The organism is Paraburkholderia aromaticivorans, from assembly GCF_012689525.1.
In the GTDB taxonomy this organism is placed as follows: domain Bacteria; phylum Pseudomonadota; class Gammaproteobacteria; order Burkholderiales; family Burkholderiaceae; genus Paraburkholderia; species Paraburkholderia aromaticivorans_A.
On record NZ_CP051514.1, the window covers coordinates 110,176 to 136,414 of the forward strand.

Genomic DNA, 26,239 nt, shown 5'->3' on the forward strand with positions numbered 1-26,239 from the left:
AACAGAATCAGCCTCGAAGGCGGAGCACTCATGAAAACACTATTTTTGCAGGCACCGTCGTACGACGGCTTCGACGGCGGCGCGGGTTCGCGCTATCAGGCCAGGCGTGAAGTCCGCTCATTCTGGTATCCGACGTGGCTCGCGCAACCCGCCGCACTCGTGCCCGACAGCCGCGTGCTTGACGCGCCCGCCGACGGTCTGTCCGTCGAGGCATCGCTCGACATCGCGCAGCATTACGATCTGGTGGTGATCCACACCAGCACGCCGTCCTTTCCCACCGACGCGCTATTCGCCGAAGACCTGAAAACGCGCAAGCCATCGCTACTGATCGGCATGGTCGGCGCGAAGGTGGCGGTCGATCCGCACAATTCGCTGACCGCCAGCGAGGCGATCGACTTCGTGTGCCGCGAGGAATTCGACTTCACCTGCCAGGAAGTCGCCGAGGGCAAACCGTTCGCGCAGATTAAGGGTCTCAGCTACCGCAACCGCGACGGCTCGATCGAGCACAACGAAGCGCGCCCGATTCTCGAGAACATGGACGAACTGCCGTTCGTGGCGCCCGTGTACAAGCGCGATCTGAAGATCGACAACTACTTCATCGGCTATCTGAAGCATCCGTACGTGTCGATCTACACGGGCCGTGGCTGCCGTTCGAAATGCACCTTCTGTCTGTGGCCGCAAACCGTGGGCGGCCATCGCTACCGCACGCGTTCGGTCGAGAACGTGCTGACGGAAGTGAAGTGGATTCGCGACAACATGCCTGAAGTCAAGGAGATCATGTTCGACGACGACACCTTCACCGACTTCAAGCCACGCGTCGAGGAAATCGCCCGCGGCCTCGGCAAGCTCGGCGTGACGTGGTCGTGCAATGCGAAGGCGAACGTGCCGTACGCGACGCTCAAGATCATGAAGGAAAACGGTCTGCGCCTGCTACTGGTCGGCTACGAATCCGGCGACGACCAGATTCTGCTGAACATCAAGAAGGGCTTGCGCACCGACATCGCGCGCCGCTTCAGCAACGATTGCCGCACGCTCGGCATCAAGATTCACGGCACCTTCATTCTCGGTCTGCCGGGCGAAACGCAGGACACGATCCAGAAGACGATCTCGTACGCGAAGGAGATCAATCCGCACACGATCCAGGTGTCGCTCGCGGCGCCGTATCCGGGCACCACGCTCTACAACCAGGCGGTCGAAAACGGCTGGCTCGAAGAGAACAAGGTGATCAATCTCGTGAGCAAGGAAGGCGTGCAGCTCGCGGCAATCGGCTATCCGCATCTGTCGCGCGACGAGATCTACCATCAGCTCGAAAACTTCTATAAGCGTTTCTATTTCCGCCCGTCGAAGATCTGGGAAATCCTGCGTGAGATGTTGACGAGCTGGGACATGATGAAACGGCGCTTGCGTGAGGGCGTCGAATTCTTCCGTTTCCTGCGCGCCCACGAGGCGTGATGGAGCGCGCAACCGGCGCCCCTGTGAAGACAGATCGCAGGCTGATCATCACGGCTGATGACTTCGGTCTGCATCGGCGTGTCAACGAAGCTGTCGAGCTGGCGTGCCGCAAGGGCGTGCTGAGCGCTGCAAGCCTGATGGTGGGCGCGCCGGCAGTACAGGATGCTGTCGAGCGGGCCTCGCGTCTGCCGGGCCTGCGAGTCGGCTTACATCTGGTGTTGGCGGACGGTTCGGCAACCCTGTCGCGCGACACTATCCCCGCCCTGGTCGACGCTCACGGGTCGTTCGGCAACAACATGGTGCGCGACGGATTCCGTTTCTTCTTCTTGCCGCACGTGCGCCAGCAACTCGCGAAAGAAATCCGCGCGCAGTTCGAAGCTTTTGCGAGAACGGGCCTGCCGCTCGATCACGTCAATACGCACAAGCACTTTCATGTGCACCCCACAGTACTCGCGCTGATTCTCGAAATCGGCAAAGAGTACGGCATGCGGGCGATGCGACTGCCTTTTGATGTCAATGCACCCTTGTGGCTCAAACCGTGGGTCTCGCATATGCGCGCGCGGCTCGATCACGCCAACATTGTGCATAACGATTACGTTGTCGGAATTGCGCATACGGGGCAGTTGGATGAGAGCACTCTGCTTGATGCGATAGCTCGGCTGCCCGCAGGCGTCGGAGAAATCTACTGTCATCCTGCGACTGGAGGAGGCGGCCCGCTGACGGTGGGAATGAAGTCATACCGGCATGCGGACGAACTCGCTGCGTTAACGTCCACGCGTGTCGCCGCAGCGCTCGATGCCGCTGGCACCGTGCGGGGCGGCTTCGCTGACCTGTTCGCGCCCAGTTTGCAAACCATATGAGGCGGGTCCAATGGGCCGGGCTTCCGATCGGGATCGGGCTTCTGCTTGCCCTTACCTTGCATCATGGCGGCGGCGATGCCATACAGGGGATCGGGCAAGCGGGGTTTGTGCTGTTATGGCTTGTACCGCTACATGCATTGCCGTTATTACTCGATGCCCATGCGTGGCGGCTTCTGCTGTCCAGGCGTGCTCCGCTCTGGTTCCTATGGTGGATTGCAACAGTGCGAGAAGCCGTGAGCCGGTTGATGCCGGTTGCCAGCATCGGTGGGGAAATCGTCGGCATCCGGCTGGCATGCTGGCGTGTGCCCGACACCTGTGGCGTGAGCGCATCGGTCATCGTCGAGGTACTCGTGACGATGGCCGTTCAATACGCGTTTTCCGCGTTGGGCATTGTGCTGATCGTCGTGTCGGCCCAGCAGGCGGATGCACTGCGGAGTATCGGCGTGGCCTTTTTGCTATCCATACCATTACCGGTCATGGCGGTCGTGATTGTGCGCCGTGGCGGCATCTTTCAGGCAATTGAGCGTTGGGCGGCCGGTTTGCTGGGCGATGCGCACCCGCTATTGCGGGGCATTGATGGCGCGCAGCTTGACCATGAGGTCGACGCGCTGATGTCTCGCGGGGGGCTGCTACTCCGCAGCTTCCTGTGGCAGTTCGCCGGATACTCGCTAGGCTCGCTCGAGACCTACCTGGCGCTTGCCATGCTGGACCATCCCGTCTCGGTTACCGGCGCGCTTGCGATCGAGGCCATAACCCAGGCGGTCCGCCACGCGGCATTCTTTATTCCGGCTGGACTGGGCGTGCAGGACGCCGCGGTTGTGCTGCTCGCGCAGATGTTCGGTGTCGATCGTGAGGTAGCGCTGTCGCTAGCTTTGGTGAAGAGAGTGCGCGAGTTGGTGTTTGGATGCACAGCGCTTGCTTCGTGGCAAGTGGCGGAGCTCGTGCGGGAGCGAATAGTTCGTTCGGGGTCCGGTTCGGCGCAGGAGGGGCGCGTGGGGTAAAGATCCAGTGAGGTTCTCGACGTGGATGTTGCGCGTCGCCTATGTGTCTGGCTTTTGCCAACGGGCCGCTTGTCCGCGAAGCAGCGATTTGTTCATTACCGGAGCCTCCTGCAGCGGCAGCGCTGTGGGTTTCAAATGATCGACCGATACGGCACGCACTGAAATTATTTCTTTGAGGCGGCCGGTTCTCCCACGAGGCTACACGTTTGAGCGCGCCAGTCCCGAGCACGCTGAACGGATAATCCAGATATCTGGGCACGCGGGCTACCACCCGGTTCACCGTCTTCATCGAGCATCCGTAATTCATGCTGCCCCGTACAGGATAGCGATCCGCCTTATCGCAACAGAACCTTGTCAGTGCCTCTATGCAAAGTACGTCTCCTAGGTCCCCGCCGCCCGCGCCAAAAAAGCGCAAACGCCCGTTGTGGCTGAAACTCATCCTGGGCTTCGTGGGTCTGATCGTCGCAGGCGTTCTGTGCGTGCTGCTGGTGCTCGGCTATGCGCTCGTCGTCGCCACGCCCAATCTGCCGTCGCTCGATGCGCTGACCGACTATCGGCCGAAGGTGCCGCTGCGCATCTACACGGCCGACCATGTGCTGATCGGCGAATTTGGCGAGGAACGGCGCGACATCGTCCATATTCAGGATGTGCCCGATAGTCTGAAGAAGGCCATCCTCGCCATCGAAGACGCACGCTTCTACGATCACGGCGGCGTAGACCTCATGGGCATCGCGCGCGCGGGCTTCGTCGCGCTCACCAATGGCCACGCCACGCAAGGCGCGAGCACGATCACCATGCAGGTGGCGCGCAACTTCTTCCTCTCCAGCGAAAAGACCTACACGCGCAAGATCTACGAGATGCTGCTGGCGTACAAGATCGAGTCGAAGCTGTCCAAGGATCAGATTCTCGAGGTGTACATGAATCAGATCTATCTCGGTCAGCGCGCCTACGGTTTCGCGAGCGCAGCGCGCGTGTACTTCGGCAAGGATCTGAAGGATCTGACGCTGGCGGAATCGGCCATGCTGGCCGGCTTGCCAAAGGCGCCATCCGCGTATAACCCGGTCGTCAATCCGAAGCGTGCGAAGGTGCGTCAGGAGTACATCCTGCAGCGCATGTACGAGTTGCACTACATCACGCAGGAACAATACGACGAAGCGAGCAAACAGCCGCTCGTGGTCAAGGGCGCGGGCAAGGAATTCAGCGTGCACGCGGAATACGTCGCGGAAATGGTACGTCAGATGATGTACGCGCAGTATCGCGAGGAAGCCTATACGCGCGGCCTGAACGTGGTGACCACGATCGATTCTGCCGACCAGGACGTCGCTTACCGGGCGCTGCGCAAAGGTCTGATGGACTACGAACGGCGTCACGGTTATCGCGGCCCGGAGGCGTTCATCGATCTGCCGTCCGACGCCGACGACCGCGAACAGGCCATCGACGACGCGCTGCTCGAACACCCGGACAACGGCGAGATCATTGCCGCGGTAGTCACCGCGGCGAGTCCGAAGCAGGTGCAGGCTGCGTTCATCGACGGCAATGTCGCGACGATCCAAGGTGACGGCCTGCGCTTTGCGCAGTTCGCGCTCGGTCCGCGCGCGCAGCCGAATCAACGCGTGCGGCCCGGCGCGATCATCCGGCTCGTCAAGAACGACGACGGCAACTGGTCGATCACGCAATTGCCGCAAGTGGAAGGCGCGTTTGTTTCGGTGATCCCGCAAGATGGCGCGATCCGCGCGCTGGTCGGCGGTTTCGACTTCAACAAGAACAAGTTCAATCACGTCACGCAGGCGTGGCGTCAGCCGGGGTCGAGCTTCAAGCCGTTCATCTATTCGGCGTCGCTCGAAAAGGGACTCGGACCGGCAACCGTGATCAACGATGCACCGCTCTTCTTCAGCGCGGCTGAGACCGGCGGCCAGGCGTGGGAGCCGAAGAACTACGGCGGCGGCTTCGACGGCCCGATGACCATGCGCACCGCGTTGCAGCGCTCGAAGAACCTGGTGTCGATCCGTATCCTGAACCAGATCGGCACGAAGTACGCGCAGCAGTACATCACGCGTTTCGGCTTCGACGCGGATCGTCACCCGGCTTATCTGCCGATGGCGCTGGGTGCCGGTCTCGTCACTCCGCTGCAGATGGCGGGCGCGTTCTCGGTGTTCGCCAATGGCGGCTATCGGATCAACCCATATCTGATCGCCGAAGTCACGGATCAGCGTGGCATGGTGGTCGCGCATGCGCAACCGCTGGTGGCCGCGCAAAGCGCGCCGCACGCAATCGAGCCGCGCAATGCGTACGTGATGAACAGCCTGCTGCAAAGCGTCGCGCAACGCGGCACAGGTGCGAAAACCAATGTACTGAAACGCACCGACCTTGGCGGCAAGACGGGCACGACCAACGATTCGCGCGACGCATGGTTCGCCGGTTACCAGCACACGCTCACCGCCATCGCGTGGATCGGCTACGACAACCCGCGCAGTCTCGGCGACAAGGAAACCGGTGGCGGCCTCGCGTTGCCCGTATGGGTCGAATACATGGGTCGCGCGCTGAAGGGCGTGCCGGAGTACAAGATGCCGATGCCCGACGACGTCACGGAAATCGGCTCAGAGCTTTATTTCGATGACTTCACGCCTGGGCATGGTTTCATCGCCACGGTCGGCGTCAGTCAGGCTTCACTGGACGCCGAGTCGAGTGCAGCGTCGGCGGCCGCGCCTGAGCAGGTCGGCGAACAGGAGAAACAGGACATCATGAATCTGTTCCGACGGCCCTAGCGCCTGTCGCACCTGCACCGTGCGGACATGTAAAGCGACGCCGCGCCCGATGAGCGGGCGCTTCGTTTCAGCGATTGCCGCCAGCGGCGGCCTCATAGAATGTACTCGTCGGGGTGTCCGGCGAGGTTAGCTCCGATCGGCCAAGCAGCTAGGGTCCGATAAAGCCGGAGATGTCGGAGACGGAGAACGTCGAACATTGTTCGCGTAAGCTATTGCCTGCGTTCCTGAAAATATCATCAGCGCACCCGACCACGCGAATGACTCATCCCTGCGGCAATTCGCGATCGGGATTCTGAGGACGAAACCTGTGCGCCGCACTGAACCTGTGTCGTGGCCTGCGTGAAGTGTCGGTGACGGGTGGGCCGGCGAAAGACATTCTGAATGCGAGCGAGCCGCGTGAAAATCTGGGAACGGAAAAATTCGCAATGAACCTGACCGCAGCAGAAATCGACTCACTCGAAGCGGGTGTGAGCACGGTTCGCATCAGTCACGCCAGGCAGTCAACGCTCTCTTTCTACCGATTCGCGACATCACTTCAGAGGGCCGTCCCGTCGCTCGTTGGAAGACGTGGCAGCCGTGTTGCACGTGAACGCGCGCAAGATTGAGCCGGCGAAAAAACGTTTCGCTTACGGTAGCTAAGGAACGACGCTGGTAAGGCCGCCGAGACAAAGAGTCTACGACGACAGGACCGATGGCTGGCTTAAGTCCCGATTCATTGCGATGAGTCGCGGGGGAGCGATCCGGACCGGGCGAGCCGGTCGCGGGGTGGATAGTCTTTCGCACGGACGGTGCGGCGCGCTCAAATGATCAAACGGAAGCCAAGGGGCAAGATAGGCCGGGTCACTCCGCCCGGAACCGAACGCTGAGTTCGTAGCCACCATGGAAACGTGCTCGCGACCCAACGATGCAGCGCTCCCCGCGGTGTATAACGACGCACCCCAACAATTGATTCGCCACATCCGCAAACCGATCGAGGCGACGCGAGGGCGTTCTGCGTGGGAGACCACGAATACGAGCGCTGCGGCGTATGTAACGTCTTCATGGCATCAGAATCTCTAGCGGACGGCGTCGCACCAAAGTCACCGACCCCCGGAAATAGGGCGCGGTGGTCCCGCTTTGTGCGGGACATCGCCGGGGCCTGGCTGGAGCGCCCAATGAATGGCCTCGTGATGAACAGCCCCAACACCCACACGTCTGCGCGCTCTACGGGTCCCGTCATGCACGCCAAAGCGCTGTGGAATCATTTTGAATTCGCGCACGCCCCGGACGGTGCACTTGGCTGAACATGGCCGAGATCGAACTCATATGATGATGAGGCAATGCCGCAATTGGCGCATCGACAGCATCGGCACCGTAGCCGAGAGGTGGCTGCTTCCAGGCTCGACAAATTCAGCTCAAGGCCTGTACACGACATTTGAGATCTGGCGGATAATTGGTTGCGATATTCAACTAGCACGAGAAGCAACTAATGCTATACTTTGATGGGCGTTCCTCGCATGCGATAGTCCGGACATGCGGCGAACCAGAGGGACTCTGCGACCGCTGCGCAGAGCAAGTTGGATAATTCCGAGTGGTCAAGGCTGCGAGGAGGCATGCTACCGATCGCCGGGAAACATGCGCACTTCCCAGAGACACGATGTCTGAGCAATACCTCACCTTCAAGCTGGATCTGATTAAAACCGGGATGATCAATAAGGCAAACACGGCATACAGGGCAGCATGTGGCCTTGACGTGCGTTTGCTTCGTGTGCTGCGTTTGATCTGCGATAAACCCGGCGTCACGGCAACGGCCCTCACAGGCCAGGCGCTGATTGAGAAATCTCTGCTCTCCAAGCTTCTTGCTGAACTGATTGAGCGCAAGCTCATCCGCCGAACCATTCACCCGGACGATGCGCGTCATTTCCAGCTTTGGCCGACAATGGCGGGCAAGCGCACGCGTGCAAAGACCGATGGACTGGGCCTGAAATTGGAGGCAGAGATGTTGTCGACACTGTCGGTAATGGAATGCAAGCAACTCAACCGTATTGCGGACAAGCTCGTCGAGGCATTCCGCATGGAGTGGACGGCCCCGGATCTTCGGCCCAACGGGTCGAACAGATGCGACGCGCAGCAGCGTGTTAGCAACGCACGGTGACGCGGTGCCCGATGTGGACCGGGATACCTGAGTCATGCGTGGGAGAGAGTCAGTCGCGTTTCGGGCTTTCGCCATTGTGATGGCCTATGGCCGCAGCGACCTGGAGTGGCTGTTTTACGCCTTCAGTCCCCATGATCGTGTCCGCTAGCGCGAAGCAATTGAGGAAAACCATGCAGGAAACAAGAAATTCAACGTCGCATCAAGGTACCGACAAGCTCATTTTCGGTATCGTTCTCGCCGTCGTCACCTTCTGGCTGTTCGCCCAGACCACTCTTAACGTCGCACCGGCCATGGCATCGGATCTGGGCGTCACAACCAATGTCAGCAATATCGCGGTCAGCATCACCGCGCTGTTCTCGGGGATTTTCATCGTTGTCGCAGGCGGACTCGCGGACTCATTCGGACGCGTGCGGCTGACCCTTGTGGGGCTGGCGCTGAACGCGATCGGCTCGCTATTGATTGCTGCCTCGCCGACCGGCACTGCCGTGTGGTTGATTGCGGGGCGCATCGTCCAGGGGCTGTCGGCCGCATGCATCATGCCGGCCACGCTGGCTTTGATGAAGGCATATTACGATGGCGCAGCCCGCCAGCGCGCGTTGAGTTTCTGGTCCATCGGCTCCTGGGGTGGTTCAGGGCTGTGCGCATTGTTTGGAGGTCTGGTCGCGTCCACGATCGGTTGGCGCTGGATCTTCTGGATGTCCATCGCAATCTCCGCGGCAAGCTATCTGCTAATCAGAGGCACGCCGGAAAGCAAGATTAAGCAGAGCAACCCGATGCCTTTCGACTGGATCGGGCTGATCGCCTTTGTGGTCGCGATGGTGGCGCTGAACGTCTTGATCGGTCAAGGCTCTGCATTGGGCTGGTTGAGCCCGGCGGCTCTGGTTTTGATCGCCGTCTTCATGGTCGGCGCAGTCATCTTTTTCCATGCCGAGACCCACGGCGACAACCCGTTCGTCGATCTGCGTCTGTTGAGCAACAGGCCTTACTCGGGCGCGACACTTTCCAATTTCCTGCTTAACGGCGCGGCGGGCACGCTGCTGGTGGCATTATCTGTGGTCCAGCAAGGCGCGGGACTCTCGTCGCTACAGGCGGGATTGATGACCACCGGCTATCTGGTTGCCATCCTCGCTACCATTCGTGTCGGCGAAAAGCTGCTGCAGCGGTGGGGGCCGCGCAAGCCGATGTTGCTGGGCTGCGCGATCACGGGGTTAGGCATCCTGCTGACCACCTTCACGTTCCTGCTCGCGAAGCAATATATCGTGGTGGCGTTTTTCGGCTTTACGTTGTTTGGTATCGGCCTCGGCTTCTATGCTACGCCGTCGACCGATGCGGCTCTGTCCAACGTCCCCAACGACAAGGCAGGATCGGCCTCGGGCATCTACAAGATGGCGTCGTCGCTGGGAGCGGCTTTCGGCGTTGCTATCTCGGCAGCGATTTTTACCGCACTGAGCCACAGGGAGGGACTCTCACCGATGGCTGACATTGCCCTCGGGCGAACCGACAATCTTGCCCTCCGCTATGCGGCTGCCATCGCACTGCTGTTCAACGTGCTGATGGTCGTGATCGCGATGATTGCCATCATGTGGACGATATCAAAAGGCAATCTTAAGGCATCCGGCGCTCCGGCAGACTCAACCCGATAGATGAATCTCGATCTGGTGCAATTGCGAACAAACCCAACGATGGGTGATCCGACCGCCCAGATTGTGGCCTGCAGAAGGCGGGGGTAGACTCAATGCGTGCCGTGCGCATCTACCGGCAACAGCCACCGGGATACCTCACGGTTGACGCAATTATCGTGTCAAAGCCGCAGTTAACGTGTGGAAACGTAAGTTTTGAAATTATTGAAAGAGGACTTATGAATACGTTCATGACGGCGCTGACTGGTCGCATTGACGAACTGCTTCCGGAACTCGAGGCGGTCTACAAGGATCTGCATCAAAACCCGGAGCTGTCGATGCAGGAAGTGCGTACCGCGCGCATTGCCGCCGATTATCTGGCTGCGCATAGCTTCGAAGTAACCCGCGACGTCGGTGTGACTGGCGTGGTGGGCGTGCTGCGAAACGGTGAAGGCCCTACGGTCATGCTGCGCGCGGATATGGATGCCCTTCCGGTCACGGAGGCAACCGGACTTTCGTACGCGAGCACTGTCACCGCAAAGAATGAAGATGGCGTCGAGGTCGGTGTTGCGCATTCCTGCGGGCACGATCTTCACGTAACGTGGTTGATGGGGGCGGCGCGCCTGCTGGCCGAAAACCGGGAATCGTGGAAAGGAACGGTGCTGGCCGTGTTTCAGCCAGGCGAGGAAATAGGTCGAGGCGCGCAAAGCATGATGGACGACGGCATGGCAGAGCGGTTTCCAAAGCCGGACATCATTCTGGGGCAGCACGTGATGGTGGGAGAGGCAGGCACGGTGGGATACCGCAGTGGGACGATTCTCTCCGCGGGTGACAGCATCAAGGTGAAACTGTTCGGGCGAGGATCGCATGGATCGCAGCCGCAGACGTCGATTGATCCGGTGATCATGGCAGCATCCACGACGATGCGTCTTCAGACTATTGTATCGCGCGAAATCGCGCCGAGCGACAGCGCCGTCCTCACGATTGGCGCGCTGCAGGCTGGCACGAAAGAAAACATCATTCCCGATGACGCCACGCTCAAGCTGAACATGCGTACCTATGATGAAGACGTGCGAGAGTACATGCTGTCGGCGATCCGGCGCATCTGCTGCGCCGAATGCGTTGCCTCCAATGCGCCGCGGGAACCCGAGTTCACGACGCTCAGTAGTTACCCGCTAACGGAAAACGACAAGGAAGCAACCGCGCGTGTCGCGCAGGCATTCGAGGTACAGTTTGGCGATCACGCCTTCGAAACCCGTCCGGCCGCCGCCAGCGAAGACTTCAGCGTGTTTGGCCGACGCTGGAACGTCCCTTACGTTTTCTGGATTGCGGGTGGCACCGATCCGCAAGTGTATGCGAAAGCAAAGGCGGACAAGACGCTTAACCTGCTGCCGAGTAACCATTCCCCAAAATATGCGCCGACCCTGAATCCGACGCTGAAAACGGGTCTGCAGGCGATGGTGTGCGCCGCAGCAGCCTGGCTTTGCGAAGGGAGCGCGCCTGAGTGAGCGGCCATGCGCTGTATCTGCTGCTGGATCTGGTCGGCACGTTCGTGTTCGCCATCAGCGGCGCTGTGGCAGCGAAGCAGCGCAACCTCGACCTCTTCGGGATTGTTGCAATCGCTTTCGTTGTAGCATGTGGCGGCGGCATCGTGCGTGATGTGTGCATCGGGGCAGTACCGCCGGCCGGCCTATCCAACTGGCGCTATCTGGTCGCCGCGGTCATCGCTGCCTTGATGACGATCGTCGCCTACCGGCACGTGAGGCGACTGCAACAGCCAGTTCTTTTCTTCGATGCCGTCGGCCTCGGGCTGTTTGCGGTATCTGGTGCTCAAAAGGCACTGACGTACGGCCACAATGCAGAAGTCGCAATATTGCTGGGCGTGACGACCGCGGTTGGCGGGGGGGCATTACGCGATGTGCTACTGGCACGGGTACCGGTCATCCTCAAGAGGGAAATTTACGCGTCAGCCGCACTGCTGGGCGCGGTGATCCAGGTCGTATGCGAACAACGCGGCCTGTCAAAGCCCTGGACACCGTGGGCTGCAACCTTCGTGTGCCTGGGCCTGCGTCTCCTGTCGCTCCATTTTCATTGGCGGCTTCCGACCTTCGCGGACGTCACACGAAGTGAATACATACGGCGACGCAGTCAAGGGCGAAATTGATCTGAATTCTGGCGCCGCAAGTGCCGGGCGGACTGGCATTTTCAGCGTCCATGGTTCCTCTGCCCATCTGACGACATGGCGCGAGTGATACGTGGCTCGCCTCCAGATGATCTCCATGAGATTCCATTCCGGGCGGTCGGGCGGCAGAGCTGCACGATGCAATGCCGAGCAATAGGAATGATGTGCGCCCGGAAACGCGGCGTCGGCAGGGTGGCACGTTGACGAACTGGCTCTATCGCCATCAGAAAATAGACGCGTATCTTGCGGCGCTTTTTCAGCGCTCCGATTGAATCCAGGCAGTTCGTCGCGCGATAATTGGTTTTCTTGCGCTTGCGCTTGCGCTCAGCGTCTTCCTGAAGGCTGGCTCTGTGCGGCATCAGCTTCGATCCAATTCTTTTCCAAAGCCTTGCTTATATCGCAACCGTACTGCACCCGCAACGCCCTTTCCGAACAATGCCAAGCAGCTGTACGGGTGCTGTTGTTTCCGCCGGCGGATGAGCTTTCCTGCGCACACGAGAATCCAGGCTGCGCGCCGACGTTGTCGCCGGTGGCAGTATGGCAGGGCGGCTGAGACGCTCGTGGACTCATGATTGGCCGCGGCTATTAAAGAGAGGCTTACGCCCAGACGCGATAAGTGATGGTGGCTCGCGGCTCCGTTGCAAAAGCGGGCGGCCGGTATCCGGCGCGCGTGGCGGCGCAAAATGGCGTCCTGCGAGACCGGCGCGATGACGGTGCCTTCGACTACTCGCGCCCGCTGCATGGCGCAGACACGTGCGCCGCTGCTACCCGCCACCGGGGATGGGGAGTACGACGGGGAGACCGGATGAGGAGTCCGGTTTCGCACCAGCCTGTGCTACGGCCCGTCGTGAGACACATTGTCGCTGGTGCGGGGCGTGCCGTCATGCGCCATCCAGGCAAAAAACCTTCTTGCAGACGGAAACAATCAGCTTCTGCGTGACGAGTCGGCTTGACTGCCGGTTACTCGATGGGCCAGCGTTCGTCCTCGCTATTCCGGTCGTCAAAGTCTCATGCCCAGATTGGAAAAATTCGATCAGTAAATGTGTCTATTAGTATTCCAAACGATACGCTGTGTGGACGGAGCGCCACCGTCCATCCGGTTTGGTCTTCGATTCCAGAAACCGACTGGCCGGTGGCATCGAGTTTTTGATCAGCCCGGTCGCGGCTTTAGAGGTGGAATATCACACACGCCCCCGCCGGGGCCATCGCTATTTATCTTTTCGCTGTATGTCGTGCAAAGACGTCTTCCTGGGCAGGAATGCGCGGATTGTTGCGAAAATCCTCGTAGTGTTTTGCGACCTGGAACGGCTTAATTCATGAATCGAGGCGGTAGTATTAGTCGCGCACTGTGCAACGACGCAACACACATCGCCAATGAAATTGAGGCCAATGCATTGCGCCTGGGCACCCTCTGCCAAGGGGGTGTCCTTTAAAACAGCACCGCACCTCCGGTGCGCGTGCGCGGTCATTTGACGATGAGACGTCATTTGACATCATTTACCCTGGAGAGTTAGTTGAAAATCGAACAGATCCGCAAAGATGCGTTTGCGATGCCGGTCCACAACCCTTCTTATCCCCGCCCGCCGTTCCGTTTTCTTAATCGCGAATATTTCATCATCTCCTACGAGACGGACATCGATGCATTACGCGCTGTGGTTCCGGAGCCGCTGACAGTCGCCAGCCCGCTGGTTCACTATGAATTCATCCGCATGCCGGATTCATCGGGCTTCGGCGATTACACTGAAAGCGGCCAGGTTATTTCGGTGAGAGACGCCGACGGCGCGCTCGGCAGCTACACCCACGCAATGTATCTCGACGACGAAGGCCCGATTGCGGGTGGTCGCGAGATTTGGGGCTTCCCCAAGAAGCTCGCGAGTCCGAAGTTGCGGGTTGACGGCAATGACACGCTGCTGGGAACGCTCGAATACGGCACCCAGCGCATTGCCACAGGCACGATGGGCTACAAATATCAGCCACTTGACCTTGAGGTCGAACGCAAGAAGCTGGCGGATACGCCGAACTACCTGCTGAAAGTCATTCCGCACGTTGACGGTTCGGCGCGTGTTTGCGAACTGGTACGTTATTTTCTACGCGACGTCACGGTACTCGGCGCATGGGGTGGTCCGGCAGCCCTTGAATTGCATCCCCATGCACTGGCTCCCGTCGCTGACTTGCCCGTGAAAAAAATCGTCGGCGCGCGACACGTTATTGCGAATCTTACGCTCGACATTGGCGAAGTGGTTTTGGACTACCTCGCCGAGACGCCATCACTCAAGCTTGCTGCCAATCAGTAAGCAACTTCTAACAGAATAAGGGTTTCCATGTCGCTGAAGAACAAAGTTGCGCTCGTGACGGGCGCAGCAAGTGGTATTGGTGAACAGTGCGCGCGCAAGCTCGCGGCGCTCGGTGCGGCGGTAGTCATCGCTGACCTGAATCTCAAGGCAGCCGAAAGCGTGGCCGAAAGCATCCGCGAGGACGGCGGCAAGGCGCTAGCCGTATCGATGGACGTAACGAGCGAAGAAGCCGTCAACGCCGGCATCCAGCTGGCGGTCGACAAGCTCGGCAGCATTGATGTGCTGGTCTCTAACGCGGGTATCCAGATTGTCAATCCGATTGAGGACTATGCTTTCTCAGACTGGAAGAAGATGCTGGCCATCCACCTGGACGGGGCGTTTCTCACGACCAGAGCGGCCGTCAAACACATGTACGCGGCGGGCAACGGTGGCTCCATCATCTACATGGGCTCGGTCCATTCGCACGAAGCGTCGAAGCTGAAGGCGGCCTACGTGACCGCCAAGCACGGTCTGCTAGGTCTTGCGCGCGTCGTAGCGAAAGAGGGGGGGCCGCGCGGCGTTCGCGCGAACGTCGTGTGTCCGGGCTTCGTGCGTACGCCGCTCGTCGACAAGCAGATTCCGGAGCAGGCGAAAGCCCTGGGCATCTCGGAAGAGGATGTCATCAAGAACGTGATGCTGAAGGAAACGGTCGACGGCGAGTTCACCACGGTTGAAGACGTCGCGAACACGGTCGCGTTTCTTGCCGGCTTCGAGTCGTCAGCATTGACGGGTCAGTCCATCATCGTCAGCCACGGCTGGTCGATGCATTAAGGAGCTACCCAGTGCGTCACAATCAGGAAAATCAGATTACACCTCGCGAGCCTTTCAAGCTTCCCGCTTACGACGAGGTGGCCCTCGTGCTGCAAGGTGGCGGCGCGCTGGGCTCCTATCAGGCCGGGGTCTACGAAGGCCTCGAGGAAGCCGGCGTCCACCCGAACTGGATTTCCGGAATCTCCATCGGCGCGCTTAATACAGCCATCATTGCGGGCAACCCCCCGGAAAAGCGCACAGAAGCGCTGCGTGGCTTCTGGAACACCATTTGTCAGCCGGCGGATTTACTCGAACACTTCGGTGCGTGGATGCCTCGCGCAGCAGGCATGCACGACATGGCGCGCAAATGGTCGAGCCTCTGGGCGGCAGGTCGCGCGCTCACAGAAGGTCAGCGGGGCTTTTTCTTGCCGCGCCTTCCGGTACCTGTCCCCGGTATGGGCAAGCGGTTGCCGAAAGAGGTGAGCTTTTACGACACCGCGGCGCTTCGTGCAACGCTTCTGCAATTCGCTGATTTCGACCGGATCAACGATGGCGACATTCGCGTCTCAGTGGGCGCGGTCAACGTGCGGACCGGCAACCTGGTGTACTTCGATAACACGAAGATGCGGCTTGAACCCGAGCACTTCATGGCTTCGGGCGCGCTGCCCCCAGGCTTCCCGGCGGTGGAGATTGACGGGGAGTATTACTGGGACGGTGGTCTGGTGTCGAACACCCCGCTAACGGAAGTCGTCAGCGACCCACATCACAAGGACACGCTGGTGTTTCAGGTTGACCTCTGGAGTTCGAGCGGAGTGCTCCCTGGCGACCTGCTCGACGTGGCGGAGCGCGCCAAGGATATCCAGTACTCGAGCCGTACGCGTGCCATCACGGCCATGCTCGGCTCGAACCAGCGCCATGCACAGCTCATCAAGGAACTGCTCAAGCACGTGCCCGAAGGGCTGGAGAAACACCATCCGCTTATCAGGGAAGCGCAGGAAGTGGCGGACGGAAGCGCGGTCAATGTCGTGCACCTCATCTACAGGAACAAGGCGTACGAGGGGCACTACAAGGACTACGAGTTCAGCATCGACACGATGGGTGAGCACTGGCAAACCGGTCTGGATGACATTCGCGCGTCGTTTGAACACCCGGAGTGGTTTGCGATACCGAGCCACGATTCCGGGTTCGTGACGCACGACGTACACCGTCCCGGCGGCGCACCTCAAAAGGCGCGCCTTATGGGCGCGACCAAGCCGGTGCATCGCTCGCGCAGGCGCCATAAGGCGGGCCTCGCGCAACCACATCCCGACGCGGTTGTGCCGAACACCGCTCCGCTTGCGGAGGCCCCAAGGGAGACTGCGCAGGAGACGGCGGCCCGCTAGCCGTGGTGGGGCGGCCAGGTTGCTCTGGCCGTCTGCTTTCGCACCTCATCGCCGCCTTACGGTCGCGCGCGAACTGCGGGTATTGTTAGCGAGACGGATTTTCCAACGATCAATTGCAGTTTGCCCTTGGCCCAATCGTTTCAAACTGTTTCTCCGTTTGACCTCAGCTCTGATGGCCGGGACCATAGCGATTCACCACGACTCAGGTGTCGCGTCATGCCGCGAACACCTGCCGAGACGTCCTTTTGCAAAAAGCGCTGCAAAGACGGCCACGTCAGGTCCTAAGATGAATCCAGAAATCCTGACCATGAAGCACCTCGCGCGTACTGCCGGGGACAGCAGCCTGAGGCGCCCGCTCGCTGCGCGCCTGGATCGAGCGCTCGAGCGTGCGGGCATCAGTTCAGCCAACTCAGCGAAATCGCCAGGTGTCGCAGAAAACGAAGTGCACTTCTGGCGCCACGGAATTACTGTTCCAGAGCTTCAATACTTTTCGCGCCTCGCGAACATCCTGCAGCTCGACGTTCACTGGCTCTGCACGGGACAGACCCAGACGGTTTAGGACCACCTATCACGTGCAGCAGTCGATTCATCGCCCGTGCGAGCCGTCAGTCAGCGCGATTCTGGCCGGGGCGAACCGCACCGATGTCACCCAGCTGCTGCGGCTGGTCGACGCCATCCCGCCGATTCGCGGTACACGCGGCCCAGAACTTCGCAAACCCAAGGTCGTCTGCGCCAGGCGTGGTTACGAATGCGATGCGCATCGTCGCCGACTTTTCGAGCGCGGCGTCAGGCCGGTCATCGCCAGGCGCCGCCGAACACGGAGGCGGTCTCGGCAGATGCCATTGGATCGTCGAACGGACTCACCCGTCGCTCCATGGTTTCCGTCGTCTTCGCATTCGCTTTGAACGCCGCTCTGACATTCACGAAGCATTCGTCAAACCAGCCTGCCCGCTGGTCTGCTGGAACATTTTTCGCTTGGCTGATCGGCCTTTTCTAACCGGACTTTTTGCAATCCCCTCCATGACGATTGCGTTGGTTGGTTTGATAAACGCCATCCCTGTCATGCGAACCGGAACGTCAAGCATCGAGCACTGCGTAGCTTGTTGGCCTATGAATGGTTCTTTGCGCACGCAGCCATCTCGTAATCGGACAATATCGTCGCTACGTAGTCCTCCAGAAAGCGAGCCGATGCTCAACGCCGGTAGCATTTCGATTGGATAGTAGCCTCCCATTCGAAGCATGGCGCCTGTGCATTGCTTTGTCCCTTCGGAGTGCCGCCGCGACCAGGAAGGTCCGGGATCTTTCAATTGAATGGTAAGAACTATCACCGCCACAAAGGCAGCGACAAACAGAAGGAGCGGCAACATCAATTACCAGCTGACAACGCGCACGGAGCGACAGGCATGCCCAACCATGCTTCGACGTGTGTCGTCTTGAATGCGGCCGGTCGGGCGAAGACATGACACCAGGGCGAGGGCGCGGCAATGGAACGGACGACGCAATTCGAAAACCTGCCACGGATGACGGGTGCAGGTCTGTTTCTTCTGGGGCAGGCATCACTGTGTGGCGTGGCGACGATAACAGCCGGACAGCCAACGAACATGATGCCACGTTTATAGATATGTCCGTTGTTGAGGCTCCTCACCATCGCCTACGCGTCGACGTCGCCAATGTAACAACGCGTGCAATAGATAGTTGCAGACCTGGTGTTTCAATCGTGTGAAGCGTGAACCTATAATCATCTTGCGTTTCGGTCGGGAATTTCCTCACTGCACATGTCAATTCCGGAGCGGGTCCCCGTTTCTGGCAACCGGTGGCGTACTCGCAATAGACCCTCTGCATACTCCAACGCCGTCGATAGCAGATTACACAACAAATGGCGATATCCATAAAATCGCAAGACGTAGAAATCCCATTATGACAATGCGAACGGGCCGACTCCTGGCCAATAGTGTGGCGCTGGGCGCTATTGTGGTTACGTGTGGTTGCGCCACCGGACCAAACCGCAAGGCGGAAGATCCACTTGAGCCAATGAATCGCGCTGTCTTTTCGTTTAACGATTATCTGGACAAATACATCGCGCATCCGGCCGCAGCAGGTTATCAGAAAGTAACGCCCGCTCCAGTCCGGACGGCAGTCCGCAATGTGTTCTCGAACGTTGGCGATATCGGCAATCTGGCAAATGATCTGTTGCAACTGAAAGTCACTGACGCTACCGAAGATCTGGTTCGCTTTGCGTTCAATTCGACGTTCGGTATTGGTGGCCTCATTGACTGGGCCACTGCCGCTGGTCTGCCCAAACATCATCAGGATTTTGGACTGACTCTCGGGCATTACGGGGTGCCGGCGGGTCCGTACCTCGTACTTCCTCTGTTTGGACCGAGCTCTATCCGCGATGCCACCATCTGGATTGCCGCGTATCCCACGGCTCCGACGAGCTATATTTCCTGGGAGTACGGTGTCCCGCTCTTTTCTCTTCAATTCGTCAGCGAGCGTGCGGATATGCTTGGCGCCACGGACATCCTTTCACAAGCAGCATTGGATAGATACGCGTTCGTCCGTGACGCATACAGGCAGCGGCGCGAGTATTTGTTGCGCGGCGGTAACAGCGCACTGCCCGATTACAGTGGTGACCACCTCGGCACGGCGTCGCAACCTCCAGCGACTCCCGCACTGGGGGATGCAGCACGGCACGATCAGCCGCACACGAATGACAGGCGAACGGATTTGCCCACGTATGTCGAACCAGGTATCGCTTCCCCATACGACTGAATGTACCTTGACAGAGCTGATGACTTTGATCGACTTCACGGGGTCGTACCGTCAGTCGGCACGACGGGCACGTCCAAATCGAATGTCCCTCTCGCGCAGATGGCTTCCCGAGTGCGCATGCAGCGGCTCGCTGCAGCGTGCGTCCGCATTCACTCGAGTTGTGCCAACGCACAGGGGCGTTTCGGGCGAACGCAGTCGGAAGGTACGCAACGAACAGATACCGCGCGAGCTCATTTCAACGTATCTGCGATCCGGATCGAAACGAACGGATCAGAAATACTGAACGCCGGACGAGTTTTGACGCCCACCGTGGCGATTCGCGGTACGTCCCCCACCCGAATCGGCAGAAATCGGTGGACTGCAAACCCACCCCGAAGCGGCTTTCGTTGGGGCAGATTGGCTCCGAGGGACTGTCAGGCATCCCATGCGTACGCTGGGGCTTTTTTGAAACGAAGGTAAACGATGAAGCAGTTCCTGCGAAGCACCACCATCCGTTCCGTACTGACGATAATCCTGGCGGTTTGCGGCGGCGTCTGGTCATTTTGCGCGTCGGCTGACACGAAATACGTGCAGATTGACGACCAGTCCCGTCCGCAGACTCTCATTGAGAGCGCGACGCAGGAGATACTCGACGAAGTGCGGACACAAGCGATCAGGCCGGGCGACACCGCTCGCATCATGGCAGTCGTAAACAGGGATATTCTCCCATACACAGATATCAATCGAACTACTAAATTAGTCATGGGCCGTTACTGGCGTACCGCGACGCCGGTGCAGCAGGAGCAGGTGGTCACACAGTTCACGCTTTTGCTGATTCACACTTATTCGGGTGCTCTCGCGCTGCTGCGCCCGGATCAGCGGTTCCAGTTCCCGCCGTCAAGAATCGACCCGAGCGACACCGACGTAGTGGTGCGCACGATCGCCATGGACACCGGTGGGCCGGTCGAAATCGATTACCGCCTTTATCGGACGCCACAGGGCTGGCGTGTGTATGACCTTAATCTGATGGGGGTATGGCTAGTGCAGATATATAGGCATCAGTTCGACGAGGAAGTCCAGAAAAACGGCATAGATGGTCTGATCAAGCTCCTGAGCAAGCGCAACGAGCAGCTTGCTTCCGGCAAGCTTTAACGGCACGCGTGATCGGAATGAAAGCGGGGTGGCGACCGTGGGTTGGCACGGTCACGTTGGTGGGCCGATCGCCAGCGCGCACGATGAATCGTAATGCAGCGGATGGCAATTGCTGATGGTCCAGTCGCAGGATCTTCCTAGAGTACCGAACATCCTCCGGATCAAGGTGCGATTTTTCCGTCTGCCGGCAAGCGCGATGCTGCGTCCGGGCGGCGTTCCGCCTTGGATGTACAAGGTCGAGTGGCGCATCACCTGATCCGTCCGGTTGAAGGTAGTCAGTCAGGTAGGCCAACCGGATCAGCCTGTACAGTAAATGACGCCTTCCGGAGGCGTCTACAGCGCGCAGAGCAGGATGATCGTTACTCGGCGAACAGATCGGGACCGAACACCTCATAATGGATTTTTTCCTCGCTGATACCGAGGTTATTCAATGCGTCATGTTGCATCCGCATGAACGGAACCGGCCCGCAGATGTAGTAGTCTGCATCCGGTAGCCGGATCTCACGGGCGATCAGATTGACATCGACGAGTCCCGGATAGTCGAAATCCGTTCCCTGCACGTCCCTTGCCAGCGGCTCATTGTAGAAGACCATGACTCTGAAGTTCGGATGTTGTGCCGCGGCTTCCCGCAGACGCGTTTTCATCGCCTGGACGGCACTGTTTCGCGCACCGTGCACAAACACCACTCGCCGGGTCGGATCCTGCAACGCCCGTTTCAACATGCTCACCATCGGCGTCAGGCCAATACCGCCGCTGATCAGCACGATCGGCGTGGTCGCGTTGACGTCGATGTAGAACGTTCCGTACGGCGCCGCCAGCTGGATCGCGTCGCCGACATTGACGTGGTCATGCAGCAGGTTCGAGACGTAGCCGGGGGGCTGCGTGGCGTTGCCACTTTCCCGTTTGACCGAGATACGATAGGTGCGACCATTCGGGGAGTCGGACAGGCTGTACTGCCGGATCTGGCGCAGCCCGAGCGACGGCACCTGAACGGCAACACCGGTGTACTGTCCCGGTTCGAAATTGACCACGGGGCCGCCATCAGCGGGCTCCAGCACAAACGAAGTGATGACGTCACTTTCAACCCGCTTCTCACGGACGACAAAGGGGCGCCATCCGTTCCAGCCTCCGGCCTCGCTGACGGTCCGTTCGGCCAGTTCGCTTTCCATGCCCATCAGGATGTCGGCCAGGCTGCCATAAGCTTGTGCCCATGCCGAAATGATTTCGTCGGTTGCGGCATCGCCCAGTACTTCCCTGATCGCGGCGAGAAGATGTTCGCCAACAATTGGATACTGTTCCGGGCGCACTCCGAGACTCGCATGCTTGTTCGCAATGTTCTTCAGAACGGCCGTGAGGCTTTGCGGGTCTTCGATGTTGGCCGCGTACGCGTAGACCGCGCGCGCGAGCGCTTCCTGCTGTTGCCCCTGCTTCTGGTGGGCGATGTTAAACACATTCCTGAGCTCCGGCTGCACTTCGAAGAGCCGCGTGTAAAAGCGCTGGATGATGGCATTGCCGTGCTCGGCGAGTACGGGTGCGGTGGCCTTAACAATGTCTTTGGTTTTCTGCGTCAACATTTCGGTTTCCTCCTGGGGCGGTAATGGCACAAATATGTATCATGGCGTGATGCAGCCGCGCGGCCGAGTGTCGCAATCGACTTATGACGACGGAAAGATGGCGCTGTCGCGCGTCGCTCCTTGCCCTGACATTTTTCTGTGCGTCTGCCGATGAACAGACAGACACATTCTGCCTCGCAGCATGACCAGGGGATGACCAAGCCGGCACGCTGCCTGCGAGGCGGTGCCCCAAATCGTGACACGTCCATTGCTTCATCTGGCGGGTGTGAGAAGTTGGCGTCGGCGACGGTCAGAAGCGTTGGCGGATGCCCACGCGCACGATGACCTGGGACGCGGTGGCCGCCGAATGACCAATGCCTTTGGAACCGACCGAAGCCGTCGCATCGACAATATCGCCCTGCGAATCGAGCGTCTTGCCGATGGCCCGCTGGTAGCCCGCAAGCGTGTACAGCGTCGTCCGCCTCGAAAGATCGTAGAGCAAACCGAGCGACACGCCGTGATATTGCGCGTGGTCATCTGCAGCGTCCAGCTGGCCGCTGCGTGTGTAGCTATATCCCGTGAAGACGTGAAAGCTGGGGTGCAGCGCCCAGTATGCGAACAGGCCGACTGTATTGAAGATCGCTTCCTGAGTAAACAGCGAGAAGGGTCCTGGGCGGTACTGGACATTGCTGTAGTTGACGCCTGCCTTCGCTTTGCCAAAGTCGTAGGTTGCGCCGGCCGCGACGATCTGCTGCGATTGCGCTGTTGCGAACCCTTCGTTGATCGATGACCCGAATGTTCCGTCCTCGGTGCTGTCCCAGGTGTTCAGGGTTGGATCAGACGGACCGACCTTGCTGTTATCGGACGTTTCATAGCCTGCGGCAAGATTTAATGGACCGCGGACAAACGCCGCCCCCGCGCTCCACGCACTCTCGCGTTTGAGGCTGCCGGGCTGAGCGCCGAACCCATAGGATCCGCCAAACTGGAAACCGGAATAGTTTGCGCTGGCGAATTTTGCTTCGTTATCCACGCGCGTCGTCGTGTCGATATCGTCGATATTGCCTGGGTGTGCGCCAAATCCACCAATGACTGGAATTGGACTCGCCGGACTAACGAAGTCCGTCAGCGATGTGTACTGGCGTCCAAGTGTCAGGGAACCGAGTCTCTCGCTGGCGAGTCCCGTGAAAGCTTGCCGCCCAAAGAGGCGGCCCGACTGGCCCAGTGTGCCTTTAGCGACATCGAATCCGTTTTCGAGCACGAACAGGGCTTTGAGTCCGGCGCCGAGATCTTCGCTGCCCCGGATGCCCCACCGACTGCCTGAGCGATTCCCACTGATCAGGGAAAAGTTGGAATGGCCCGCGTATGCGCCCGGCTGTCCAGTTCGCTCGTTGGACGTGTACGAGATGCCGGCGTCGACAACGCCGTACAACTCGACTGAGTTCTGCGCGTGTGAACCCGCTGCGCAGCACCACAGCGCTGCCGCGATCATTTTTTTTCGCATGTCGTTCAGGCCTTTAGCCGAGCCGGCATCCCGCTCACACTGCGGAAGCGGGATGTCCACTCGCCCGCCATTTCCGCTCGCGAGTCAGGCTGCATTAGTTGACCAGCCGCTGTCGAGAGCGATCAATCCAACCCAGAACATCGGCCCGGACGGCGTCTCGATGTCGTACTTGCGAACGAACGTAAGCGTCCCATCGTCGGCGATACGGAACTCAGTGAGCGCAGCCGACACCTTTTTGATTTCGTCGCCCTCGCGCACGAGCATCGGCGCAATGCTTGCCGTGATCAGCGACTTCCCATCGGGATGTATCGTGAAGGTGCGGCAATGATAGCTCTGCGTGGCAATAGTCTGGATCAACGTCGGCTCTCCCGTCTGCTGGTCGATCCTGAACACGGCAACGCTGTTCTCTCCACCCACGTACACTTTCTTTCCGTCGAAGTCGACGGTGCCGTCCGAGCGGTTAGCGAGGTAAACGAAGCGTCCGTCGCGTGACACATGGATCGGACCCGCGACCTGGCCCGGGCGGACATTCGATGGATCGTCAAGCGTCGTCTTGATGAACAGGGGAACCTGTGTCAGCTTGCCGTCATTCAGCCCGAAAACCTGCAACTGGTTTTCCCGTTCCATCGACACGTACATCCACGGACCGCGTGGGTGAAAGTCGACGTGTCGCGGCCCGAACCCGAAGCCGCTGCCAGGCGAGACCGACTGTTCGGCCGAGAGCTGTCCGTCGTTGAAACTGAAGGCCTTGATCGCGCCCGGGTCCTCATGTCTGTTTCCCGTCGCATCGTTGCCGCGGGTGACCAGGACGACCGTCCGGTCCGAAGGCGCGACCCTCACCTGATGGGCGTAGATCCCCGCATCGATCGAAGCCGTCTGGCTGATCGCAACGCCAGGTGCGCCATTGGCGTCGATCGGGAAGACGTCGAGTTGCGCTGGATCGTTGTAGGCCACCAGCAGATGTTTGCCGCTTCGATCCACGGTGATGCTGATTGGCCGGTTATTCAGGCGCAGGGAGCCGTCGGCAGACTGAAGACGTCCGGTGCGTTCGTCGACCCGCAATACTGCCACCCCGTGCACATCACCCGGAGAGGTGCCCGCCCGATTGCTGTACGCCACGTACATGAGTCTGAGTGATGGATGGGGCCACGCGTACTGGATCGTGGCCGGCAGCGTCACCGCGCTATCTTTCGTCAACGCGAGGCTGCGTTCGTTGACCCGGTATAGCCGAAACTCAGATCCGACAGACACATAGCCGACCACATGACCGCCCGGCTCGTCTGCCCACGCGACGCCGGGCGCGGCGAGGGAGGCGACCACGAGCGCGCAGAACTGACGGCGCCCCAAGGTCGCGATGTCCGGTTCGTGTTCCGTGGATGACATCGGGGTTTCTCCTTGAGTAAAAGGCTCGCGGCGCTGCAGGTGCGCCGCGGTCCATTCGAACTTCCGTGAGCCAACGAAAAGCGAATTGCGTCAAGGTGTGCCGCCCAGGCTGGCCCGTGATGGGAGCGGCGGGGCGACAGTCGGAAACGCCTTGCGGACTTTCGCGACATCGCTCGCGGAAACGGTACCGCCATTATTTCCCCAACTGCTGCGCACAAAGGTCGCGACATCCGCGACTTGCTGATCGGTCATGCGCCAGCCGAACGGCGGCATGGTGAACGCCGACGGCGCCCGGTGCGTACCCGGCACGGTGTCGCCCGTCAGAATGACGTGGATCAGCTGTGTCGCGTCCGCATTCTGTATGGCCGCGTTGCCCGCCAGTGCCGGAAAGACGGCCGTGTACCCGTGACCGTCACTACGGTGACAGGACGCGCAACTGTCGATATAGATTCCTGAGCCCGGTCGCGTTGCGTCGCCCGCCCGCAAGGCGGCAGCGGTTGACCCGTCATAGCGGAACGGGCCTGCGCTCGGGTCGGCCGGCGGCAGGCTCTTCAGGTAATGCGCAATCGCAGAGAGGTCTTCTGTGCTCATGTACTGGGTGCTGTGAAGCACGACATCGGACATGCCGCCGAACACCGATGCATGCGGATTGCGACCAGTGGCGAGAAACGACACGATATCGGCCTGGCTCCATTGTCCGAGACCCGAGTGGCTTTCTCCTCGCAGGCTGGTAGCGATCCATCCATCGATCGGCGCACCGCCCGCCAGAAAGGCCGGCCCGTCCTGCGCGCTCAACGCCTTCTCCTGCATGGTGAGACTGCGAGGCGTATGACACGCGCCGCAGTGCCCCAGTCCTTCCACGAGATACGCGCCTCGCGCCAGCACCGGCTCGCCCGACGCTGCAACAAACGGACGTGGGTCCGGTGCGAAAAGCTTGCGCCAGAAGGTGAGCGGCCAGCGCATCGAAAGCGGCCAGGGAATGTCGCTCGCCTTATCGGCTTGCTGCACCGGTGCCACGCCACGCATGAAGTAGGCGTAAAGCGCGTGCACGTCGTCAGACGTTAGCCTCGAATACGACGGGAAGGGCATGGCGGGATAGAGGCTATGCCCGTGCCGTGACACGCCGTAGCGCAGTGACTGGTCGAAAGCCTCGAGCGTGTCCCGGCCGATGCCCGTCCCGGCGTCGGGCGTGATATTGGTCGAATAGATCGTACCGATCGGTGTGGCCATGGGCCGGCCGCCGGCAAACGGTTTGCCGCCCTCGGCAGTATGACAGGCGATGCAGTCACCGGCACGAGCGAGATACTCGCCCTGTTTGACCAAAGCCGGATCAGCGTTTCCATTTGCCTGCGCGAGCGCATTTCCGGCCCAGAGAAAAAGCCCGCTGGTACAAACCGCAAGATTTGCGAACCTGCCCATGT

At 59.9% G+C, this 26,239-nt stretch carries 19 protein-coding genes and 2 pseudogenes; 15 read left to right on the top strand and 6 right to left on the bottom strand.

What is annotated here, in order from left to right; all coding sequences use genetic code 11:
- The first annotated feature begins 30 nt into the window (after window positions 1-30).
- The 8 genes from hpnJ to HF916_RS00550 all read left to right on the top strand — a co-directional run bounded on the left by hpnJ (window position 31) and on the right by HF916_RS00550 (window position 11,995).
- On the top strand, window positions 31-1,452 hold the full coding sequence (gene hpnJ / locus HF916_RS00515; protein ID WP_168787415.1) for a hopanoid biosynthesis associated radical SAM protein HpnJ: 1,422 nt from the start codon (window positions 31-33) through the stop codon (window positions 1,450-1,452).
- On the top strand, window positions 1,452-2,312 hold the full coding sequence (hpnK, locus tag HF916_RS00520; protein WP_168787416.1) for a hopanoid biosynthesis-associated protein HpnK: 861 nt from the start codon (window positions 1,452-1,454) through the stop codon (window positions 2,310-2,312). Before hpnJ ends, hpnK begins: the two co-directional genes overlap by 1 nt.
- Window positions 2,309-3,313, top strand: a complete 1,005-nt coding sequence (locus HF916_RS00525) for a lysylphosphatidylglycerol synthase domain-containing protein (RefSeq protein ID WP_168787417.1) — start codon at window positions 2,309-2,311, stop codon at window positions 3,311-3,313. The genes hpnK and HF916_RS00525 overlap by 4 nt, the downstream gene beginning before the upstream one ends.
- 365 nt (window positions 3,314-3,678) lie before the next feature.
- On the top strand, window positions 3,679-6,078 hold the full coding sequence (locus tag HF916_RS00530; RefSeq protein WP_168787418.1) for a penicillin-binding protein 1A: 2,400 nt from the start codon (window positions 3,679-3,681) through the stop codon (window positions 6,076-6,078).
- Between the two features lie 1,636 nt (window positions 6,079-7,714).
- The gene (locus tag HF916_RS00535) at window positions 7,715-8,212 is read left to right on the top strand and encodes a MarR family winged helix-turn-helix transcriptional regulator (protein WP_168787419.1); all 498 of its coding nucleotides are present in this window, start codon (window positions 7,715-7,717) and stop codon (window positions 8,210-8,212) included.
- A 170-nt stretch (window positions 8,213-8,382) separates the two neighbouring features.
- Complete coding sequence (locus tag HF916_RS00540) at window positions 8,383-9,855, top strand: MFS transporter (RefSeq protein ID WP_168787420.1); 1,473 nt, start codon at window positions 8,383-8,385, stop codon at window positions 9,853-9,855.
- Between the two features lie 215 nt (window positions 9,856-10,070).
- Entirely contained in the window at window positions 10,071-11,339 is a 1,269-nt protein-coding gene (locus tag HF916_RS00545) for a M20 family metallopeptidase (RefSeq protein WP_168788927.1), read from the top strand.
- Complete coding sequence (locus HF916_RS00550; protein WP_168787421.1) at window positions 11,336-11,995, top strand: trimeric intracellular cation channel family protein; 660 nt, start codon at window positions 11,336-11,338, stop codon at window positions 11,993-11,995. The genes HF916_RS00545 and HF916_RS00550 overlap by 4 nt, the downstream gene beginning before the upstream one ends.
- Window positions 11,996-12,036: 41 nt before the next feature.
- On the opposite strand, the gene HF916_RS00555 is transcribed toward HF916_RS00550, so the two are convergent.
- On the bottom strand, window positions 12,037-12,372 hold the full coding sequence (locus tag HF916_RS00555) for a hypothetical protein (protein WP_168787422.1): 336 nt from the start codon (window positions 12,370-12,372) through the stop codon (window positions 12,037-12,039).
- A gap of 1,155 nt (window positions 12,373-13,527) precedes the next feature.
- Between HF916_RS00555 and HF916_RS00560 the strand changes: the two genes are divergently transcribed.
- From HF916_RS00560 to HF916_RS00580, 5 genes and pseudogenes are all read left to right on the top strand, one after another.
- Window positions 13,528-14,307, top strand: a complete 780-nt coding sequence (locus HF916_RS00560) for an acetoacetate decarboxylase (RefSeq protein ID WP_168787423.1) — start codon at window positions 13,528-13,530, stop codon at window positions 14,305-14,307.
- Window positions 14,308-14,334: 27 nt separating this feature from the next.
- A complete protein-coding gene (locus tag HF916_RS00565) occupies window positions 14,335-15,117 on the top strand; it encodes a 3-hydroxybutyrate dehydrogenase (protein WP_168787424.1) in 783 nt (260 codons plus the stop codon).
- 11 nt (window positions 15,118-15,128) lie between these two features.
- Entirely contained in the window at window positions 15,129-16,478 is a 1,350-nt protein-coding gene (locus HF916_RS00570) for a DUF3734 domain-containing protein (RefSeq protein WP_168787425.1), read from the top strand.
- 286 nt (window positions 16,479-16,764) lie between these two features.
- Window positions 16,765-17,037, top strand: coding sequence for an XRE family transcriptional regulator (locus tag HF916_RS00575; protein WP_240975270.1), 273 nt, complete (start codon window positions 16,765-16,767; stop codon window positions 17,035-17,037).
- 49 nt (window positions 17,038-17,086) lie between these two features.
- Window positions 17,087-17,471 (top strand): annotated as a pseudogene (locus HF916_RS00580) (transposase); the annotation flags it as partial.
- On the opposite strand, the gene HF916_RS00585 reads toward HF916_RS00580, so the two are convergent.
- On the bottom strand, window positions 17,399-17,845 hold the full coding sequence (locus HF916_RS00585) for a hypothetical protein (protein ID WP_168787307.1): 447 nt from the start codon (window positions 17,843-17,845) through the stop codon (window positions 17,399-17,401). The pseudogene HF916_RS00580 and the gene HF916_RS00585 overlap by 73 nt on opposite strands.
- A gap of 556 nt (window positions 17,846-18,401) precedes the next feature.
- Between HF916_RS00585 and HF916_RS00590 the strand changes: the two are divergent.
- Window positions 18,402-19,238 (top strand): annotated as a pseudogene (locus tag HF916_RS00590) (MlaA family lipoprotein); the annotation flags it as partial.
- Between the two features lie 474 nt (window positions 19,239-19,712).
- Window positions 19,713-20,381 carry an MlaC/ttg2D family ABC transporter substrate-binding protein gene (locus HF916_RS00595; protein ID WP_168787426.1) on the top strand — a complete coding sequence of 223 codons (669 nt, stop codon included), beginning with the start codon at window positions 19,713-19,715 and terminating at the stop codon, window positions 20,379-20,381.
- 359 nt (window positions 20,382-20,740) lie between these two features.
- Here HF916_RS00595 and hmpA read toward each other — a convergent pair whose 3' ends face one another.
- The 4 genes from hmpA to HF916_RS00615 all read right to left on the bottom strand — a co-directional run bounded on the left by hmpA (window position 20,741) and on the right by HF916_RS00615 (window position 26,237).
- A complete protein-coding gene (gene hmpA, locus HF916_RS00600) occupies window positions 20,741-21,955 on the bottom strand; it encodes an NO-inducible flavohemoprotein (protein WP_168787427.1) in 1,215 nt (404 codons plus the stop codon).
- A gap of 289 nt (window positions 21,956-22,244) precedes the next feature.
- Window positions 22,245-23,435, bottom strand: coding sequence for a porin (locus HF916_RS00605; protein ID WP_168788930.1), 1,191 nt, complete (start codon window positions 23,433-23,435; stop codon window positions 22,245-22,247).
- A gap of 84 nt (window positions 23,436-23,519) precedes the next feature.
- Window positions 23,520-24,818: a lactonase family protein gene (locus HF916_RS00610; protein WP_168787428.1), complete on the bottom strand. Its 1,299-nt coding sequence runs from the start codon at window positions 24,816-24,818 to the stop codon at window positions 23,520-23,522.
- A 90-nt stretch (window positions 24,819-24,908) separates the two neighbouring features.
- Window positions 24,909-26,237: a cytochrome c gene (locus HF916_RS00615; protein WP_168787429.1), complete on the bottom strand. Its 1,329-nt coding sequence runs from the start codon at window positions 26,235-26,237 to the stop codon at window positions 24,909-24,911.
- Window positions 26,238-26,239 lie beyond the last annotated feature (2 nt).

What these genes read in the sequence shown, in the direction of transcription:
- hpnJ (WP_168787415.1), top strand. Translation starts at nt 31, where the DNA reads ATGAAAACACTATTTTTGCAGGCACCGTCGTACGACGGCTTCGACGGC.
- hpnK (WP_168787416.1), top strand. Translation starts at nt 1,452, where the DNA reads ATGGAGCGCGCAACCGGCGCCCCTGTGAAGACAGATCGCAGGCTGATC.
- HF916_RS00525 (WP_168787417.1), top strand. Translation starts at nt 2,309, where the DNA reads ATGAGGCGGGTCCAATGGGCCGGGCTTCCGATCGGGATCGGGCTTCTG.
- HF916_RS00530 (WP_168787418.1), top strand. Translation starts at nt 3,679, where the DNA reads ATGCAAAGTACGTCTCCTAGGTCCCCGCCGCCCGCGCCAAAAAAGCGC.
- HF916_RS00535 (WP_168787419.1), top strand. Translation starts at nt 7,715, where the DNA reads ATGTCTGAGCAATACCTCACCTTCAAGCTGGATCTGATTAAAACCGGG.
- HF916_RS00540 (WP_168787420.1), top strand. Translation starts at nt 8,383, where the DNA reads ATGCAGGAAACAAGAAATTCAACGTCGCATCAAGGTACCGACAAGCTC.
- HF916_RS00545 (WP_168788927.1), top strand. Translation starts at nt 10,071, where the DNA reads ATGAATACGTTCATGACGGCGCTGACTGGTCGCATTGACGAACTGCTT.
- HF916_RS00555 (WP_168787422.1), bottom strand. Translation starts at nt 12,372, where the DNA reads ATGCCGCACAGAGCCAGCCTTCAGGAAGACGCTGAGCGCAAGCGCAAG.
- HF916_RS00565 (WP_168787424.1), top strand. Translation starts at nt 14,335, where the DNA reads ATGTCGCTGAAGAACAAAGTTGCGCTCGTGACGGGCGCAGCAAGTGGT.
- HF916_RS00575 (WP_240975270.1), top strand. Translation starts at nt 16,765, where the DNA reads ATGAATCCAGAAATCCTGACCATGAAGCACCTCGCGCGTACTGCCGGG.
- HF916_RS00585 (WP_168787307.1), bottom strand. Translation starts at nt 17,845, where the DNA reads ATGTTGCCGCTCCTTCTGTTTGTCGCTGCCTTTGTGGCGGTGATAGTT.
- HF916_RS00595 (WP_168787426.1), top strand. Translation starts at nt 19,713, where the DNA reads ATGAAGCAGTTCCTGCGAAGCACCACCATCCGTTCCGTACTGACGATA.
- hmpA (WP_168787427.1), bottom strand. Translation starts at nt 21,955, where the DNA reads ATGTTGACGCAGAAAACCAAAGACATTGTTAAGGCCACCGCACCCGTA.
- HF916_RS00605 (WP_168788930.1), bottom strand. Translation starts at nt 23,435, where the DNA reads ATGCGAAAAAAAATGATCGCGGCAGCGCTGTGGTGCTGCGCAGCGGGT.
- HF916_RS00610 (WP_168787428.1), bottom strand. Translation starts at nt 24,818, where the DNA reads ATGTCATCCACGGAACACGAACCGGACATCGCGACCTTGGGGCGCCGT.
- HF916_RS00615 (WP_168787429.1), bottom strand. Translation starts at nt 26,237, where the DNA reads ATGGGCAGGTTCGCAAATCTTGCGGTTTGTACCAGCGGGCTTTTTCTC.